15 protein-coding genes are annotated in these 18,454 nt (G+C 72.9%); 14 read left to right on the top strand and 1 reads right to left on the bottom strand.

All coding sequences use genetic code 11. The features are described 5' to 3' along the window. Positions 1-315 precede the first annotated feature (315 nt). The 3 genes from UWG_RS0104905 (at position 316) to UWG_RS0104895 (ending at position 4,636) form a co-directional block, all read left to right on the top strand. Positions 316-1,887 (top strand): PP2C family protein-serine/threonine phosphatase, encoded by a 1,572-nt coding sequence (locus tag UWG_RS0104905; protein ID WP_016906089.1) that lies wholly within the window; start codon positions 316-318, stop codon positions 1,885-1,887. A gap of 111 nt (positions 1,888-1,998) precedes the next feature. Continuing rightward, positions 1,999-3,429, top strand: a complete 1,431-nt coding sequence (locus tag UWG_RS0104900) for an aminopeptidase P family protein (RefSeq protein WP_016906088.1) — start codon at positions 1,999-2,001, stop codon at positions 3,427-3,429. Between the two features lie 46 nt (positions 3,430-3,475). After that, complete coding sequence (locus UWG_RS0104895) at positions 3,476-4,636, top strand: PP2C family protein-serine/threonine phosphatase (protein ID WP_016906087.1); 1,161 nt, start codon at positions 3,476-3,478, stop codon at positions 4,634-4,636. 33 nt (positions 4,637-4,669) lie between these two features. Here the strand turns inward: UWG_RS0104895 and UWG_RS0104890 are convergent, their stop codons facing one another. Beyond that, positions 4,670-5,131 (bottom strand): ATP-binding protein, encoded by a 462-nt coding sequence (locus tag UWG_RS0104890; RefSeq protein ID WP_016906086.1) that lies wholly within the window; start codon positions 5,129-5,131, stop codon positions 4,670-4,672. A gap of 215 nt (positions 5,132-5,346) precedes the next feature. Between UWG_RS0104890 and UWG_RS0104885 the strand changes: the two genes are divergently transcribed. From UWG_RS0104885 to UWG_RS0104835, 11 genes are all read left to right on the top strand, one after another. Beyond that, positions 5,347-6,153 carry a hypothetical protein gene (locus UWG_RS0104885; RefSeq protein WP_029391176.1) on the top strand — a complete coding sequence of 269 codons (807 nt, stop codon included), beginning with the start codon at positions 5,347-5,349 and terminating at the stop codon, positions 6,151-6,153. 194 nt (positions 6,154-6,347) lie between these two features. After that, positions 6,348-7,079, top strand: a complete 732-nt coding sequence (locus UWG_RS0104880) for a YcnI family copper-binding membrane protein (protein WP_016906084.1) — start codon at positions 6,348-6,350, stop codon at positions 7,077-7,079. Positions 7,080-7,152: 73 nt separating this feature from the next. Further along, on the top strand, positions 7,153-7,812 hold the full coding sequence (locus UWG_RS0104875) for an SCO family protein (protein ID WP_016906083.1): 660 nt from the start codon (positions 7,153-7,155) through the stop codon (positions 7,810-7,812). Next, complete coding sequence (locus tag UWG_RS0104870) at positions 7,809-8,267, top strand: copper chaperone PCu(A)C (RefSeq protein WP_016906082.1); 459 nt, start codon at positions 7,809-7,811, stop codon at positions 8,265-8,267. Before UWG_RS0104875 ends, UWG_RS0104870 begins: the two co-directional genes overlap by 4 nt. Before the next feature lie 11 nt (positions 8,268-8,278). Next, positions 8,279-10,180, top strand: coding sequence for a copper resistance CopC/CopD family protein (locus UWG_RS0104865; RefSeq protein ID WP_016906081.1), 1,902 nt, complete (start codon positions 8,279-8,281; stop codon positions 10,178-10,180). A 72-nt stretch (positions 10,181-10,252) separates the two neighbouring features. Continuing rightward, positions 10,253-11,536: an iron uptake transporter deferrochelatase/peroxidase subunit gene (gene efeB, locus UWG_RS0104860; RefSeq protein WP_016906080.1), complete on the top strand. Its 1,284-nt coding sequence runs from the start codon at positions 10,253-10,255 to the stop codon at positions 11,534-11,536. Between the two features lie 41 nt (positions 11,537-11,577). Further along, positions 11,578-12,528, top strand: coding sequence for a prephenate dehydratase (gene pheA, locus UWG_RS0104855; protein WP_016906079.1), 951 nt, complete (start codon positions 11,578-11,580; stop codon positions 12,526-12,528). 640 nt (positions 12,529-13,168) lie between these two features. Next, a complete protein-coding gene (gene serS, locus UWG_RS0104850; protein ID WP_016906078.1) occupies positions 13,169-14,446 on the top strand; it encodes a serine--tRNA ligase in 1,278 nt (425 codons plus the stop codon). Further along, on the top strand, positions 14,443-15,261 hold the full coding sequence (locus UWG_RS0104845; protein ID WP_016906077.1) for a Cof-type HAD-IIB family hydrolase: 819 nt from the start codon (positions 14,443-14,445) through the stop codon (positions 15,259-15,261). Before serS ends, UWG_RS0104845 begins: the two co-directional genes overlap by 4 nt. 267 nt (positions 15,262-15,528) lie before the next feature. Then, positions 15,529-16,239: a hypothetical protein gene (locus tag UWG_RS0104840; RefSeq protein WP_016906076.1), complete on the top strand. Its 711-nt coding sequence runs from the start codon at positions 15,529-15,531 to the stop codon at positions 16,237-16,239. A 287-nt stretch (positions 16,240-16,526) separates the two neighbouring features. Then, a complete protein-coding gene (locus UWG_RS0104835; protein WP_016906075.1) occupies positions 16,527-18,452 on the top strand; it encodes a P-loop ATPase, Sll1717 family in 1,926 nt (641 codons plus the stop codon). The last annotated feature ends 2 nt before the right edge of the window (positions 18,453-18,454 follow it).

The following is an 18,454-nucleotide window of genomic DNA, read 5'->3' as shown; positions in this document are numbered from 1 at the left end:
GGACGCTTGGAACCCCGCACTGGGTTCCGTACCCGCGCCGACGACGTCAACGCCCGTACAGCCGGCCTCGGTCGGGTGTCAGTCGACAGCCCGCGCCGAACCCAGGCGATGCTTTCACGCCAATCCGCGCGACCCTCAACCACCCCCGTACAACGGCGTGCCGCGCGCCTCGCGAAGACGCTCGACCCCGGTAGTTCAGTACTGGACATCCCCTCGGAGGTATGTGTACATGTAGGGGCATTGATAGCGGAGCAGCATGACATGGGGGTTTGCGATGCTATTGAGAGCTTTCGACCGCCTCGGACGCCTCCGCCGATGAGCACGGAGCCCGTGCCGAAAGCGGCCGGAACCCAGGCCGCGGTCCCCACCCGGAAGCACAATCCGCCGACCGCCGAGCCCGGACGGGCGGCAGCGGCGGAGGACGCCGCACCGCTTGCGGAGCCCCCGCGCGAACTCCCCGGCGAGCAGCGGCGATCCGAGCCGTGGACGTCGCTCCTCACCGCCGCCTTCCGCCCCGCGCGCTCCGCCGCCGACCGCCTCACCGCCGTCCAGGACCAGTTGGCGGGGTGGCTCGCCGACCTCTCCCTCCTCAACGAGCTCACCGCACGCCTCGCCCGGACCAGCACCCTCGACGACGCGCTCCACGAAACGCTCCGCGCCGGCGCCTCGCTCGTCGGGGCGCAGCGCGCGTTCGCCGTGCTGGCGCCGCAGGAGCGCGCGGGCCCCGAGCGCACCTTCGGGCTCGGCCTCGGTCGCTCCGACATCGGGGAGTTGCAGACCGTCCCGCGCACCTCGGCCGCCTGCGCCCGCCTTCTCGACGCCGCCGAAACGCCTCCCCCGCCCGCGAGTTCGGAGCCCGGGGCGCAGGACCCCGCCGACGAGGAGCCGCCCCCCGCGATCGTCCACGCCGACATCCCGGGGGACACCGGACTCGACCCCCGCCACCGCCAGGTCGCCGCCCGCCTCGGCTACGCCGCCAGCTACGCCGTGCCCCTCGCCAGCCGCACCCCCGTGCCTCACGAAGGCCCGTCCGCCGGCCGCTACGGCGCGGCCGTCTGGCTCTACGACGAGCCGTCCCGGCCCAGCTCCCGCCAACGCCGCCTGCTGGAGCTCTACTTGCACCACGCGGGCGAGCACACCGCGCGCCACCTGGAGCGGAGCAGGGCGCTGGAGCAGGCGGCGGCGCTCCGCGCCGAACTCCTGCCGGGCCGTCTCCCCCGGGTGCCCGGCGTCGCGCTCGCCGTCCGGCATCGTACGGGGCCGCGGGGCGGCGGCGACTGGTACGACGTCCTGCCGCTGCCCGAGGGCGCCGTGGGGCTGAGCGTGGGCGGGGTCGCCGGCGGCGGGCCCGAGGCGGTGGCGGCGATGGGGCGGCTGCGTGCCTCGCTGCGCGCGTACGCGGTGATGGAGGGGGAGGACCCGGTCGCCGTCCTCTCCGACCTGGAGCTGCTGCTGCGTCTCACGGAGCGCGGGCGCTCGGCGACGGCGCTCTTCGTCCACCTCGATCCGGGAAGGCGAAGAGTGCTCATGGCCGGTGCGGGACAGTGCCCGCCGATCGTGGTGGGGGAAGGGCGAACCGAGGCGGTGGAGACGCGGGTCTCCGCGCCCCTCGGCATGCTCGCCTGCTGGGAGCCGCCGAGCGCCGAACTCTCCCTCCGGCAGGGCGAAACGCTCCTGCTCTACAGCGACGGACTGCTCCACCGCACCGGGCAGTCGCTCGACCGCGCTTTCGCACGCCTCCACTCCGCCGCCGATTGCGCGCCCCGGAGCGTGCGGCGCGACCCGGAGCGCCTGGTGGAGCACGTGCTGCGCACCGTGCTTCCGGGCGCCCTCGCCGACTCCGCCGACCACCCCGAGGACGTCGTACTCCTCGCCGCCCGCCTGTAGGCGCGCCTGTTCCGGCCGGCGCTGCCTGATACGTCACAGCTTCACGGCCCTGGACCTCCTTCCGCCTCCCCATACGATGGAGGTGGTTTTTTCCATCCCTAGGAGGCGGACGTGGCGGACGAGGAGCCGGTCGAGCAGCGGAAGAACGGTCTCTACCCGGGTGTCTCCGACGAGCTCGCGGAGAGCATGCGGACCGGCTGGGCCGATACCGAGCTCCGCGACCTGGAGCCGATCCCCCAGGCCGCACGGACCGCCGAGCGCCGGGCGAAGCTCTCCGCGCGCTTCCCCGGCGAGCGCCTGGTGATTCCGTCGGGGAACCTCAGGACGAGGTCCAACGACACCGAGTACCCCTTCCGGGCCTCCGTCGAGTACGCGTACCTCACGGGCGACCAGACCGAGGACGGCGTCCTCGTCCTCGAGCCGCTCGCCGAGGGCGGCCACCGGGCCGTGCTCCACCTGCTGCCCCGCTCCAACCGGGAGAACGGCGAGTTCTGGCTCGACAGCCAGGGCGAACTGTGGGTCGGCCGCCGCCACAGCCAGGCGGAGGCCGAGCAGCTCTACGGGCTGCCGGTCGAGGACGTGCGCGAGGTCGTGGGGAGGCTCCGCAAGGCGCGCGGCCCCGTCCGCGTCGTACGGGGGTACGACGCCGGCGTCGAGGCGGCGCTCGGCGACAAGACCACCGCGGAGCGGGACGAGGAGCTGAAGGTGTTCCTCTCCGAACTCCGCCTCGTCAAGGACGACTTCGAGATCGGCGAGCTGGAGCGGGCGTGCGCCTCGACGGCGCGCGGCTTCGAGGACGTCGTACGCGTCCTCGACCGGGCCGAGGCGACCTCGGAGCGGTACATCGAGGGCACCTTCTTCCTCCGCGCCCGCGTCGAGGGCAACGACGTGGGCTACGGCTCGATCTGCGCCGCGGGCCCGCACGCCACCACGCTCCACTGGATGCGCAACGACGGCCCCGTCCGCTCCGGAGACCTCCTCCTCCTCGACGCCGGCGTGGAGACCAACACCCTCTACACCGCCGACGTCACCCGCACCCTGCCCATCAGCGGCCGCTTCACCGACCTCCAGCGCAAGGTCTACGACGCGGTCCACGAGGCGCAGCAGGCCGGCATCGCCGCCGTGCGCCCCGGCGGCAAGTACCTCGACTTCCACCACGCGGCGCAGCGGGTCCTGGCGGGGAAGCTCGTCGAGTGGGGCCTCCTCGAAGGACCCGTCGACCGCGTCCTCGAACTCGGCCTCCAGCGCCGCTTCACCCTCCACGGCACGGGACACATGCTCGGGATGGACGTCCACGACTGCGCAGCGGCCCGCCGCGAGACGTACGCGGACGGCACCCTGGAGCCGGGCATGTGCCTCACCGTCGAACCCGGCCTGTACTTCCAGGCCGACGACCTGACGGTCCCCGAGGAGTACCGCGGCATAGGGGTCCGCATCGAGGACGACATCCTCGTCACCGAGGACGGCAACCGGAACCTCTCCCAGGCGCTTCCGCGCACCAGCGCCGACGTCGAAGAGTGGATGGCAGGGCTGCGGAGCTGACGGCACACGGCCGCGCCGCCGTATCCGACGAGGAAGAGAGCACGCTTTGGTCTCCCGGTTCTGGACCGGACTCCTGTCCGCGCTTCCTTTCCTCGCCATGGGCGCGGTCGTCCTCGTCGACGTCACGGCGGGGCCCGGGATCGGCCTCTCGCCGATGATGGCGCTCGGTCCCGCGTTCGCCGGGCTCATCGGCGGTGTGCGGCGCACGGCGATGATCGGCGGCTGCGCCTTCCTCCTCTCCGTGGCGTTGAGCGTCTACAACGGCCAGTTCGGCGAACGCAGGGGCGACGCGACGCTGATCTCCGTCGCCGGCGTGGCCGTGGCGAGCGTGCTGGCGGTGGCGGTGCGGAAGCAGCGCGAGACCGAGCTCGCCAACGTCAGGTCGATCGCCGAGGCGGCGCAGCGCGTGCTGCTGCGGCCGGTGCCGCGGAACGCCGGGAAGCTGCGCGTCGCCGTCTCGTACACGTCGGCGGTCGCGGAGGCGCGGATCGGGGGCGACCTCTACGAGGTGGTCCACTCGCCCCGCGGGGTGCGGGTGATCGTGGGCGACGTGCAGGGCAAGGGGCTCGAAGCGGTCGAGACGGCCGCCGTCGTGCTCGGCGCCTTCCGGGAGGCGGCGTACGACGAACGCCATCTCCTCGCCGTCGGCGCGAGGTTGGAGCGGGCGCTCGACCGCCACCTGCTGGGCGAGAAGTTCGTCACGGCCGTCCTCTGCGAGGTCCCGCACGCACAGGAGCGGGACAGCACCCGCGAGAGCGCCATCCTCCTCAACTACGGGCACCCGGCTCCGCTGGCGATCCGCGCCGACGGCTCCGTGCAGTTCGCCGAGCCTCCCAAACGCAGCCTCCCGCTGGGGCTCGGGCCGATCCACGGCGGCGAGAACCCCCGTCCGCACCGCGTCGCCTTCGCTCCGGGCGACCAACTGCTCTTCTACACCGACGGCGTCACCGAGGCCCGCGACAGCGAGAACCACTTCTACCCCCTCGACGAGCGCGCGGACCTCCTCAAGGACACCGATCCGGACGCCGCGCTCGCCGCCGTCCACCAGGACATCGAGGAGCACGTGCGCTCTCCCCTCAACGACGACGCGGCGATGCTCCTCCTCCGCTACCGGGACCCGGAGGACGAGGAGGAACAGGAGACGGAGGAAGGGGAGTACCCGGAGGTGGAGGACGTCTGGGCGCGGAACGAGTACGGCCAGCCGTAGCTGCCGAGCGGTGCGGCGGCGCAGGTGCGTCGTTCAGGAGGCGGGGAGGAGCGTTCCGCCTCCGGGTCTGAGCACCTTGTCGAAGCTGACGACGGCGCCGCCGCTGCCGGGTCTGTTCCGGAATCTGACGTGGTCGGCGAGGGACTCGATGAGGAAGAGACCCCGTCCGTGCTCCGCGTCCCAGGCGACCTGGGCGCGGCTCGGCTCGGCGCGCGAGCAGCCGCGCGCCCCCCGCACGAACCCGGGCCCCGAGTCGGCGACTTCGATGCGGCACCGGTCGCCGTCGAGGTACGCGGAGACGCGGTAGGCGCCCGGGTCGTCGGTCTCCCCGTGCTCGACGGCGTTGGCGCAGGCTTCGGAGAGGGCGAGCGAAAGTTCGTAGGCGATCTCCGGGTCGACCCGCGCCGACTCCATCGACTCCAACAGCAGCTTTCGGGCGAGCGGCACGCTCGACGCCTCGCGGCGCAGACGGAGAGACCACCACAGGCTGCTCATGACACCCTCCAGGCTGTGGCTCGACGGTGGGCCACCATGCAGGCCGTCAGGCCATACCGAGACGTATAGCCGGGTCCAGCGGACGGTACTCGGCGTGGCGTTGATCCCGCCCGTTCGGCCGACCGGGCGCGGGGCACCGGACGGTGCGGCAAGTGCATCGGTGCAGGACACCTGTTGTATACGGCTGAGGCGCGCGGTGAGATGATGGCGCGGCCATGGCTGCCGGTTGGGGTCTGAGAGTGCTGCGGGCCGCGGTCTTCACCGCGGTCTGCGTCGTGCTGTCCGCCGCCGGGCACACCCTGGCGGGCGGCGGACACGTGCCGCCGGCGACGCTCGCCATCGGGTTCGCCGCGGTCCTCGCCGCCTCGACCACCCTTGCGGGCAAGGAGCGTTCGCTTCCGGGGATCGCCGCGCTCAGCGCCGTCGGGCAGCTCGGTCTGCACACGCTCTTCGCGCTCGGCGCGGGTCACAGTCCGCAGCCGGGCCCCGAGGGCGGGGCGCGGGATTTGGCGCAACGCCTCCTCTGCAACGAGCAAGCCGTCGGCGGGATGAGCCAGGCCGAGGCGCAACGCGTCGTCGAGCAGGCGGGGCTCCAGGCCGCGCCTGCCGCGCAGTCGGCCCACGCGGCACACGCCGCCCCGCTCGCCGGCGTCGACACACCGCTGGAGTGCCTGCGCAGCGCCGCCCGCGTCGCGCTCGGTGCCTTCGACGCGCCGATGCTCCTCGGGCACCTTCTCGTCGCGGTGGCCATCGGCTGGCTGCTGCGGCGCGGGGAGGCCGCGCTGTGGCGTCTGACGCGGCTGCCCGAGCAGGCCGCCCGCTTCGCCGACGAGGTCTTCGCGCTGCGGGCGCTGCGTGCGGCGCTCGTCTACGCCGGCGCACTCCGGACGGGCCTTCTCCTGCCGGCCGTCGGCCGCGCCCCGCGTGCCGAGCGGGCCGAACCTCCGCCGCGCTCCGTGCCGTTGGCGTACTCCGTCCACACCAGGGGCCCGCCCGAGGGCCGCCTGACCCTCGCGGCCTGACGCGGCCGGGGCGCGCGAGCGCGCCGTCCGGCACGTCGTGCATGCGCGGAAGGCGCGGGTCGCGGGGTCCGAGAAGTCCCCCAACCATCAGTGGACGCGCGGCATCCCGCCGCGGTGCGCCCTGCCGGGCCGGAGCCCGGCGGCCGCCGCGGTGCGCGGTGGTGCGCCGTCCGGGCAACAGGAGTGCCAGATACATGGAGAAGAACCAGGTCCGTAGCGCGCGGCGGTTCGCGGTCGTCGGTGCGGTGGCCGTCTCGGGCGTGCTGCTCTGCGCAGGTCCGGCCGCCGCGCACGTCTCCGTCGACCCCGAGGAGGCGGAGCAGGGCGGCTACGCCGTCGTCAACTTCAAGGTGCCGAACGAGCGGGACGACGCCTCGACCGAGAAGCTGGAGGTGCACCTGCCGACCGACCACCCGCTCGCCTCCGCGATGCCGCAGCCGGTGCCGGGATGGAAGGTCGAGGTCACCAAGGAGAAGCTCGACAAGCCGCTGGAGTCGCACGGCGAGAAGATCACCGAGGCGGTCAGCAAGATCACCTGGACCGGCGGCGAGATCAAGCCGGGCGAGTTCCAGCAGTTCCCCGTCTCGCTCGGCCAACTCCCCGAGGACACCGACGAGTTGGTCTTCAAGGCGCTCCAGACGTACGACAGCGACGAGGTCGTCCGCTGGATCGAGGAGCCGGAGGAGGGCGCCGAGGAGCCCGAGACACCGGCACCGGTGCTGAAGCTCGCGGCGGACGACGCCGCGGAGGGCGGCGCCGGCTCCCCCGCCAAGGCCGGGGAGACCGAGGCCGCCTCGGCCGAGAGCTCGGCCGACGGCGGCGCCGACACGGCGGCCCGCGTGCTCGGCGTCGCCGGCATCGTGCTCGGCGCGGCCGGGGTCGGCTTCGGCGTACTCGCCGGCCGGCGCGGCCGCGTCGGCCAGTAGCAACCACACCCGCGGTGCGGCGCCCCGAGCGTGCGGGCGCCGCACCGCCCGCAGAGAGAGATCCACGACTTCCATGCGCACCACCCGTACAGCAGCGGCCGCCGCCCTTGCCGTAGTCGCCTCGCTCACCCTCGCCGCCTGCGGCGGAAGCACGGAGGAGGGAGGCGGCGAGAGCAAGCCGGCGACCGTGGAGAAGGAGGAGAAGGGCGGTGTCGTGCTCCAACGGGCCTTCGAGAAGCCCGACCTCACCCTCACCGACACCGAGGGCGAGGAGTACGACCTCGTCGAGGAGACCGAGGGCCGGCCGACGCTGCTCTACTTCGGCTACACCAACTGCCCCGACGTCTGCCCGCTGACGATGAGCAACGTCGCGGTGGCCAAGTCGAAGCTGCCCAAGGCCGAACAGGACAAGCTGCGGGTCGTCTTCGTCACCTCCGACCCGGAGCGCGACACCCCGAAGGAACTCGGCAAGTGGCTCCGCGGGCAGGACCCGTCGTTCATCGGCCTCACCGGCGACTTCGACACCATCCAGGCCGGCGCCCGCACCCTCGGCGTCTCCATCGAGCCGAGCTACGAGAAGAAGAACGGCGACGTCGTCTCGACGCACGGCTCGCAGCTCCTCGCCTTCTCGCCCGAGGACGACAAGGCGCACGTCCTCTACACCGAGGGCAACGCCACGCCGGAGGTCCTGGAGAAGGAGCTGCCGGCGCTGATCGAAGGGCGCAACCCGTGAGCCCCCGGGGCGCCCGGACGGCGGCCGCCGCGCTCGCCGCCGTCGCCGCGCTCGGCCTCGCCGGCTGTGCCGAGGCGTCGCCCGAACTCCGCGTCACCGGCGCCTACGTCCCGGAGCCGGTGGACGGGCGGATGGCGGGCGGCTTCCTCACCGTGCACAACTCGGGCGAGGGCGCCGACCGGCTCACGTCCGTGAGCAGCCCGGACGCCGGGAAGGTCGCGCTCCACACCACCGAGGACGGGCGCATGGAGCACGTCGAATCGCTGCCGGTGCCCGCCGGCGGGAAGCTCGAACTGCGGCGCGGCGGCAGCCACTTGATGCTCACGGAACTCTCGGACAAGCCGGTGGAGGGCGAACGGGTGCAGCTCGTCCTCCACTTCGAGGAGTCGGACCCGATCGAGGTCGAGGCGCCCGTCGAATCCGCCACCCACGTACCGGACGCACAACGGAAGTGAGGAAAACAGGCGTGCTCTCCCCCACACCGCACAGACCGCGTGCCCGGCTGCTGGCGCTCCTCGTCGGACTGGCGTGCGCCGCCGGCGTGCTCCTGAGCGCCGGTCCGGCCGCCGCGCACGCGGCGCTCCTCGACACCAGCCCGAAGGAGGGCGCGGTGGTGCAGAGTGCGCCGAAGCAGGTGGTGCTCACCTTCTCCGAGGCGGTCTCGATGACCGAAGGATCGCTGCGCGTCCTCGACCCGGACGGCAACAGGGTCGACCGCGACACCGTCCGCGACGCCGGAAGCGGCGGCGAGGTGCAGCGGTCGGTCGGGCTCGAGCCGGGGCTGCCCGACGGCACTTACACCGTCGCCTGGCAGGCGATCTCCGCCGACAGCCACCCCATCTCCGGCGCCTTCACCTTCTCCGTCGGCGCACCTTCCGAGACGTCCGCCTCCGTCGACGGGGGCGAGCCGGGCGGCGGCTGGGTCGGGCTCCTGTACGACGTCGGCCGGTACGCGGCGTACGCCGGGTTCATCCTCCTCGTCGGCGGCTGCGGGTTCGTGCTGCTCTGCTGGCCGGGGGCCGCGCGCACCTCGGCGGTGCGGCGGACGGTGCGGGTCGGCTGGCTCACCCTCACGGTCTCGACGCTCGCGCTGCTGCTCCTGCGCAACCCCTACACCAACGGCGGCGGCCTCGCCGAGGCGCTCGACGTCTCCGCCCTCTCGGCGACGGTCGCGACGAAGCCGGGAGCCGTCCTCGTCTCCCGGCTGCTGCTGCTCGCGGCCGCCGCGCTCTTCGTCGCCGTGCTCTTCGGCCACCAGGCGCGCGCCGGCGCGACGGGTGCGCAGCAGGGCGGGGACACCGTGCGGCGCGACCTGCGGTTCGGGCTCGCGCTCGGGGGCGGCGTGCTCGCCATCGGCCTCGCCGCCGGCTGGGCGGCGGCCGAACACGCCTCGACCGGGATACAGACGGCGGTGGCGATCCCCGTCGACGTCCTCCATCTCCTCGCCGCCGGCCTCTGGCTGGGCGGTCTCTTCTGCGTCTTCGTGCTGCTGCGCGGCGTGTCCGCCGTGCCGCGCGAGGCGGTGCACCGGTTCTCCGGGCTCGCCTCCGTGAGCGTCGCGGTGCTCGCGGCGACGGGGGTGTACCAGGCGTGGCGGCAGGTCGGCTCCTTCGACGCGCTCTTCGGCACCGCGTACGGGCAGCTCCTGCTCGTGAAGACGGCGCTCGTCGCGCTCCTCGTCTGCGTCGGCTGGATCTCCCGCCGCTGGACGGCCCGGCTGCGCGAGGTGCCGGAGGACGCGCCCGACGACGAGGAGCCCGAACCGGAGCCCGTACCCGCCGGCGGCGACCCCGTGCGCACGGCCCAGCTCGCGCGCCAGCGCGCGGCCGTCAACGCGGCGCGGCGCAAGGGCGAACGGGAGCGGGACGCGGAGCGTTCGGGCCTGCGGCGCTCCCTCCTCGTCGAGACGGCGATCGCGGTCGCCGTCCTCGCCGTGACGACGCTGCTCACCACGACCGAGCCGGCCCGCACCGAGACGTCGGCCCGGAGCAGCGACGCGGCAGGCGTCACCGAGGAGTCGGGCCCGACGCGGTTGGAGATCCCCTTCGACACGGGCGGCAAGGGCGGGGAGGGCACCGCCGAGATCGCCGTCGAGCCCGGTGCCTCCGGGAAGAACGAGATCGCCGTACAGCTCGAAGAACCCGAAGGCGAACCGCTGGAGGCGGAGGAGGTGAAGCTCGCGCTGAGCCTCACGGACAAGGACATCGGCCCGCTCCCCGCGAAGCTCGCCCCGCTCGCCGGCGTCCCCGGCCACTGGCACGCGACCGGGGTGCAGATCCCCATGGCCGGCGAGTGGAGGTTCGCCCTCACCGTCCGTACCTCCGACATCGACCAGACGACCGAGAACGCACGAGCCCGCATCGGCTGACGCCAGGCCCGACGCCACGGCTACCGTGGAGCGCCCGGCGCGAGGGAAGACAAGAGCAGGACGACGAAGCAAATGAGCACTCATACGTCCACCGACACGGACGCGGCACGTCAACACCCCGTCGACGAGCCGCCGTCCGGCGTCACCCGGCGCCGTCTCCTCGGCACCGCGGGGGCCGCGGGCGCGGCCGGCCTCGCCGTCGGCGCCGGCGCGAGCGCCGGTTGGGCGGCGACGCGGAGCGAGCCCGAACCGCTCACCTCCCTCGGCGCCACCCGGGTCCCCTTCCACGGCACCCGCCAGCCCGGCATCACCACCCCGCTCCAGGCGCACGGCCACCTCGCCGCCTTCGACCTCGCGCCCGGTGCGGGCCGAACCGGCGCGGCGGCGCTGCTGCGCCGGTGGTCGAGCGCGGCGGAGCGGCTGATGGCAGGGGAGCCGTGGCCGGGCGAGCGGGCGGGCGCCGACGTCGGCAGGGACGCGGGGCCCTCCTCGCTCACCGTCACCTTCGGGTTCGGGCGGGGCTTCTTCTCCCGCACCGGTCTCCGCTCCCGTATGCCGCGCGAGTTGGCGCCGCTCCCCGACTTCTCCTCGGACGCGCTCGACAGGGCCCGCTCCGGCGGCGACCTGTGGGTGCAGATCGGCGCCGACGACGGGCTCGTCGCCTTCCAGGCGCTGCGCCTGCTCCAGCGCCTCGCCGGCGAAGCCGCCAGGCTGCGCTGGCAGTTCAGCGGCTTCAACCGCTCACCCGGCGCCACCGCGCACCCGACGACGATGCGCAACCTCATGGGCCAGCTCGACGGCACCAACAACCCGAAGCCGCAGGACGAGGAGTTCGACGAGCGCGTCTTCGTGCCCGGCGACGGCTCCCCCTCCTGGATGGCGAACGGCTCCTACGCCGTCTTCCGCCGCATCCGCATGCTCCTCGACGACTGGGACGCCGAGCCCCTCCGCGACCAGGAGCGCGTCATCGGCCGCCGGAAGTCCGACGGCGCCCCGCTCTCGGGCGGCGACGAGGACACCGCGCCCGACCTGGAGAGGCGCAGGGGCGGCTCGCCGGCGATCGCCGCCGACGCGCACATCCGCGTGGCCGCACCCGAGACCAACGGCGGCGCCGCCATGCTCCGCCGCTCCTTCTCCTTCCACGACGGCTTCCGCGACGACGGCGCCCCCGACGCGGGCCTCCTCTTCGTCGCCTGGCAGGCGGACCCGCTGCGCGGCTTCGTCCCCGTCCAGCGCAAGCTCGACCGCGGCGACGCGCTCTCCCGGTTCCTCCGCCACGAGGCGAGCGCCCTCTTCGCGGTGCCGGGCGGCGCGGCCGAGGGCGAGTACGTGGGGCAACCGCTCCTGGAGGGGTGAAGCCGCGAGGCGGGCGCCGCGGCTGGGGCTACGGTGTCCCCATGGCATCTGCGGCACCTGAGAACCTCCCGGCCAACCGGTACACGTACCTCGGCCCGGCCGGCACCTTCACCGAGGCGGCCCTGCGCACGCTCCCCGAGGCCGACGTGCGGCAGCTCGACCCGATGGTCTCGGTGCCCGCGGCGCTGGACGCAGTGCGCGACGGGGAGGCGGCCGCCGCCTTCGTGCCGATCGAGAACTCCGTGGAGGGCGGCGTCAGCGCCACCGTCGACGAACTCGCCGGCGGTCGGCAGCTCATGATCTACCGCGAGGTGCTGCTGCCGATCACCTTCGCGCTCCTCGTGCGCCCGGGGACGCGGCTGGAGGAGATCAAGACGGTCACCGGCCACCCCGTCGCGCAGCCCCAGGTCCGCAACTGGCTCGCCGCCCACCTCCCCGACGCGCTCTGGGAGTCGGCCGCCTCCAACGCGGACGGCGCCCGCCTCGTCCAGGAGGGGCGGTACGACGCGGCGTTCGCCGGTGAGTTCGCCGCCCCCACGTACGGCCTGGAGCCGCTCGTCAAGGAGATCCACGACGCGGAGAACGCCGTCACGCGGTTCGTGCTCGTGGGGCGCCCGGCCCGGCCCGCGGCGCCGACCGGCGCCGACAAGACGTCCGCCGTCTTCTGGCTGCGCGAGGACCACCCGGGCGCCCTGCTCGAGGTGCTGCAGGAGTTCGCGGCCCGCGGGGTCAACATGATGCGCATCGAGTCGCGTCCGACGGGTGAGGGGATGGGCCGGTACTGCTTCTCCATCGACTGCGAGGGCCACGTCCAGGACCGCAGGGTCGGTGACGTCCTGATGGGGCTGCGCCGTGCGACGCGTGCGGTGCGCTTCCTCGGCTCGTACCCGCGGGCCGACCGGGAGGAGCCGGCGGTCCGTCCCGGCAACTCGGACGAGGACTTCCTCTCCGCTGCCGACTGGCTCAACCGGTGCCTCGACGGACGGATCTGAGCGTCTCCCCGACGGGGACGGCGGTCGGCGTCGGGTGTCGCTCCGGCGTCCGCGGGCGGCTGACCTGGAGAGGCGACGGGGGCTTCGAGACCGCTGCTGTGGGGGCGGTGAGTTGTCCACAGGGTTTTCCACAGGTCGTTGCCGAGGGCTGTGCACAAGGGGGCGGGAGGAAACGGGCACTGTCGACAAAACCGCATGGAGATCTCAGAGTGCGCCAACCGGGAATGGATGCCGCCTCGTCACCTCAATTCTTTTGATCAATCCCTTGGGATGAGTGTGCGGCGTGCGAATCGGATCGAATCCGCGTGGTTTTTCCGTTTTGCTCCGAGAATTCTCCGCGCTTGGGCGGGGTCCGCGGAACGATCTCGTTCAATTTCCACAGGTGGACGCCGAGCCCTGTGGATAACCTCGTGGAGGAGTCCACGGCTGTGGATAAGTCCCTCGTCCACGGTCCTGGCGATGGCCGTGTTCGCCCTGTCGTCCGGCGTCGGCGGCGGCTCCGGCCGGTACGTCGACGTCGACCAGAATACGGGTCATGCAACCCAAAAGGCTTGAATAGCAGCCAATTTGGACAATTGCCCACGTTTCTGGTCCGAATATTACTTCGCCGTAGTCTGTGGGCCACCGGTAGGCTGGTGCTGTGATTGACCTTCGCCTGCTCCGTGACGACCCCGACCGCGCACGCGCTTCGCAGCGTGCCCGAGGAGAGGACCCGGCGCTCGTCGACGCGGTGCTCTCCGCCGACGAGCGGCGCAGGACCTCGACCGTCCGCTTCGACGAACTCCGCTCCGAGCAGAAGCAGCTCGGCAAGCGCATCCCGAAGGCGGAGCCCGAGGAGAAGGCGGGGCTGCTGGAGCGCGCCGGCGAGCTCTCCCGGGCGGTCAAGACGGCGGACGCCGAGCGCGTCGCGGCCGAGGAGCGGACGAGGGAGCTCGTCAGGCAGTTGGGCAACCTCGTGCATGCCGACGTCCCCGTCGGAGGCGAGGAGGACTTCACCGTCCTGGAGACGGTCGGCACGCCGCGCGACTTCGCGGCCGAGGGCTTCGCGCCCCGCGACCACCTGGAGCTCGGCGACCGGCTCGGCGCCATCGACACCGAGCGCGGCGCCAAGGTCTCGGGCGCCCGCTTCTACTACCTCACGGGCGTCGGCGCCCTGCTGGAGCTGGCGCTCGTCAACGCCGCCGTCGCGCAGGCCACCGCGGCCGGTTTCACGCCGATGCTCACCCCCGCGCTCACCAAGTCGCAGGCGATGGAGGGCACCGGCTTCCTCGGCCAGGCCGCGCAGGACGTCTACCAGCTGGAGCAGGACGACCTCTACCTCGTGGGCACCTCCGAGGTCGCCCTCGCCGGCTACCACATGGACGAGATCATCGACGCCGACCGCCTCCCGCTGAGGTACGCGGCCTCGTCGCCGTGCTTCCGCAGGGAGGCCGGCTCCTACGGGAAGGACACCCGCGGCATCTTCCGGGTGCACCAGTTCACCAAGGTCGAGATGTTCTCCTACGTCGCGCCCGAGGACTCGGAGGCGGAGCACCGCAGGCTGCTGGAGTGGGAGAAGGAGTGGCTCTCCTCGCTCGAACTCCCCTTCCAGGTCATCGACGTGGCCACGGGCGACCTCGGCGCCTCGGCGGCCCGCAAGTTCGACTGCGAGGCGTGGATCCCGACCCAGGGGAAGTACCGCGAGCTCACCTCCACCTCGGACTGCACCGAGTTCCAGTCGCGGCGGCTCTCCATCCGGATGCGCGACGGCAAGCACGTACGGCCGCTCGCCACCCTCAACGGGACGCTGTGCGCCGTACCCCGCACCCTCGTGGCGCTCCTGGAGAACCACCAGCTCGAGGACGGCTCGGTCTGGGTGCCGCCGGTGCTCAGGCCCTACCTCGGCGGCCGCGAGAAGCTGGAGCCGATCGCCAAGTGACCGCGACCAGCAGCGAGTTCCCCTACAGCCTCATCGCCACCGACCTCGACGGGACACTGCTCCGCGGCGACGACACCGTCTCGGCGCGTACCAGGGACGCGCTCGCCGAAGCCGGCAAGGGCGGCGCCACCCACCTCGTGGTCACGGGCCGCGCCGTGCCCTGGACGCGGCAGGTCTTCGACGTACTCGGATACGAGGGGCTCGCCGTCTGCGGCCAGGGCGGGCAGGTCTACGACGCCGGGGCGCGCCGGATGATCACCTCGGTGACGCTCGACCGGGACCTCGCGCGGCGCGCGGTGGCGAGGATCGAGGCGGAGGTGGGACCTCTGCTCCTCGCCGCCTCGCGGGACGGCGTCGACGGGGAGGTCGTCGTGGCGCCGGGGTACGCGGTGCAGGAGGGGCCGCTGCCGCACGTGCCGTCCACCGACCCGGAGGTGCTCTGGGCCGAACCGCTCAACAAGCTCTACCTCCAGCACCCTTCGCTCGGGGACGACGAGCTCGCCTCGGCCGCACGCCGGCTCGCGGGGGACCTCGTCTCCGTGACGATGGCGGGCGCCGGCGTCGTGGAGCTGCTGCCCTCGGGGCTCAGCAAGGCGCGCGGACTCTCGCTCGTCGCCCGGCGGCTCGGCGTGCGGAAGCAGGAGACGCTCGCCTTCGGCGACATGCCGAACGACGTGCCGCTGCTCTCCTGGGCGGGCCACGGCGTTGCGATGGCCAATGCGCACCCCGAACTCCTCGCCGTCTGCGACGAGGTGACCGCCTCCAACGAGGAGGACGGTATCGCCCTCGTGCTGGAGAGGCTCCTCGACGGCTGAACGCCCTTGCCGCCGCGGCGACTTCGTCGCGTACCACCTGTGACCGCACGGCTGTGCGCTCGTTGGGCAGGGTGCGCGGAGGCGACTGGAGTACGTGGCGACGAGAGTGCGTGAAGTGGCGGTTGCCGGTCCGAGGGCCGGTCGCAGAGTACGGGACGACATGAGCTGACCTCCGATCCTGGCTCCTGGATACGGACACCTGGCGAAGCCCCCCAGGCAAGCGGGGCGAGGCCGTCATGTCCGCAGCTCCCCCAGGAGGGATGGCTCGTGTACACCGAGTCCGTTCTGACGGAGTCGCGCAGTGCGCGCTCCGCGGTGGCCCACAGGGTCGAAGTCCTCGATCGCGTCAAGGCGTTGGCGCTCTCCCCGGACGGCGTGCGTGCGTCCACAAGGGACGTCGCCGCCTTCTTCGAGGTCGAGGTGAAGGTTGTGGAAAAACTCGTGGAGCGGCATCGGAAGGAGCTCCAGGAGAGTGGGATGGCCGTCGTGGTCGGCGGTGACCTGCGTAAATATCAGACCGACAATGTGTCGGTCTGTTCCGAGGGCGAGGTCGGTTATCCACAGGGAGGTTATCCACAGCGCCGTAAAAGCCTCATGGTCTTCACCCGCCGCGCCGTCCTCAACGTCGGCATGCTGCTGCGCGACAGCGAGGTCGCCCGCAGGGTCCGCCGGTACCTGCTCGAAGCAGAGTCGGCACGGCGGGACGGCGCCGCCGAGGCGGAGAGCGGTTGGGTGACGTGCGAGGCGCGGCTCGACCGCGTCGAGGCGGCCGTCCACGAAATCGGCGTCGCGCTGCGGGAGTTGGGCCCCGTGCTGGCTCGTATGTCGGGTCGGCTGGCGGGTCTGGATCGGCGGCTCGAAGGGGTGGAGCAGCGGCTGGACCTCCTCGACCACCGGGTCGCCGCCGTCGAGCTGCGCACCGCCCACACCGAGCAGCTGATCTGCGGCCTCAGCCGCAGGCTCGCTGACGGGCACTGAAGCACCGGCAGTTGGGTGGCGCCGAGCCGTGAGCCCGGCGCCACCTGCAACAACACGCGAGCTGTGGACAGGATGTGACGGTTATCCACAGGCAGCGACCGCTTGTGCATCCCCAAGTCCACGACCACAAAGCCCATTTCGCGCACTCCCACACACGCGCATCCGACAGGCACCCCAACCAGCCTCCGTACTCGTCCAGTTCACGCCCACCGCACCCCAGCCTGGCGCCACCCCCGCCCCGGAGAGAGAATCAACCCGCCGACAACCGGGGGGGACGGAGCGCGACGATGCCGAGGCAAGCGGAGGAGACCGGCCGTACGCCGGTGGAGCGCCTCTCGTTCGGCCGCGAGGACGCCGAACGCGACATGGCCGAGGGTCTGTTGCGCGACGGCTTCCGCCCCACCCCGGCCTACCGGGACGTCGTCGCCGGACGGAAGACGCTCGTCGTCGGCCGCAAGGGCACGGGCAAGAGCGCCATCTGCATGCAGCTCGCGGCGGGCGGCGCCGTCGCCGACGACGCGCCACCGGGCGCCGCCGCGCTCGCCCTCGCGCCCGACGACGCCGCCGGAGGCGAGCTGCGCCGCTTCGCGCTCCAGGGCCTCAACGGCGACACCGCGCGCTCCCTGATCTGGCGGTACGTCTTCGCCGTCCACGCGGCGAGGCACCTCGTGGACCATGCGCGGGAGGCCCACGGCCGCGGCGGCCGCGGAAAGGTGCGGAGCCTGCGCCGATTCCTCAGGGACAACGGAGAGCTGCGCGAGGCGAACCTGGTGGACCGCGTCGTGCACGGCGCGAAGGCGCTGCGGACCTCGCTGGCGCTGGAGGCGTTTGGCCTCCGCGCCGAGGTCCAGCGGGAGGGCGGCTCCGAAGGCGCCCGCGCCCAGCGCCAGTTGGAGATCGTCGAACAGGAGGTGGCCGGAGCCTTCCGGCGGCTCGGCTGCGCCGGTACGCACCCGCCGCTGCTCCTCCTCGTCGACCAGATCGAGCAGGTCTGGTCCTCCGACGAGGAGAGCAACTCCATGGTGATCGGCCTCCTCCTCGCGGCGAAGTGGGCCGCGGGCACGTACGCGCCGGCGCTGCGCTGCGTGCTCTTCCTCCGTTCCGACATCTACGACTCGCTCGTCTTCCCCGAGGGCGACAAGTTCCGCGGCGACGAGCTGCGCATCGACTGGAGCCCCGCCGAGCTCAGAGAGCTCGTCCGTACCCGCGCCGCGGCGTCGCTGGGCCGGGAGTTGAGCGAGCGCGAGCTGTGGGGCGACGTCTTCCCCGAGTCGGTCGACGGCGAGCCCACCGCCGAGTACCTTCTCGCGCGTTGCCTCGCGCGCCCGCGCGACGTCATCCAGTACACCACCAGCTGCCGCGACGTCGCGTTCCGCAGCGGTCACCTGGCGCGGATCGCGCCCGAGGACGTGCGGCGCGCCTCGGAGGAGTTCTCGCGGTGGAAGCTGAAGGACCTGGTGCAGGAGTACATCGTCGTCCACCCCTACCTCGACCCGCTGCTGGCGCTCTTCCAGAACCGCGAAGCCGTGGTGGGCAGGCGGGAGTTGGCGACGAGGCTGGAGCGCTCGGCCGGCTGGATACCGCGCGAGTACCCGTCCTACTTCGCCGCGTCCACGTTCACGCCCGAGAGGGTCCTCGGCATCCTCTTCGAGGTCGGCTTCCTCGGCGCCCGCCGCGGCGAGCCCCGCCGCGCCGTCTACGCCACCGCCAACCACCTGGGCGTCCAGCCGCACGACGACGAGTTCGAGGTCCACCCGTGCTTCCGCCCCGCGCTCGGCGTCACGCGCCCCCGCCAGCACGTGCGGCACGGTGCCGAGGAGCTGTCCACGTCGCGGAGCGTCCTCTACGGTCAGAGCGGGCGCGGCAGTTCACCGGTCTACCTCCTCCAGCGCGCCTCGGCGACCTGCCGGGGCCTCAGGGAGAGGGCGGAGGCGGCGGACGTCTCCGAGCGGGAGCGGGCGCTGGTGAGGGAGGCGGTGGAGGCCCTGGAGTCGCGCACGGCGGCGCTGCTGCGGGAGGTTCCCGGGCGCGCCGAGCAGTCGGCGCACCTCGGTCGGGTGGTGACGCGCCTGCTCCTGTGCGCCGTCGAGCTCGGCGGAGCGGAGGAGCCGTCGCGCGCCACCGCCTCCCTCGTCCGCAGCTTCCACGAGGCGGCCGACCACCTCACCCTGCTGCAAGGGGGCTCCTACGGCGGGAGCGGCAACTCCGGCTGAGC

This window comes from Streptomyces xiaopingdaonensis (assembly GCF_000262345.1).
Lineage (GTDB): Bacteria > Actinomycetota > Actinomycetes > Streptomycetales > Streptomycetaceae > Streptomyces > Streptomyces xiaopingdaonensis.
This window is presented reverse-complemented; position numbering and strand designations above follow the sequence as displayed.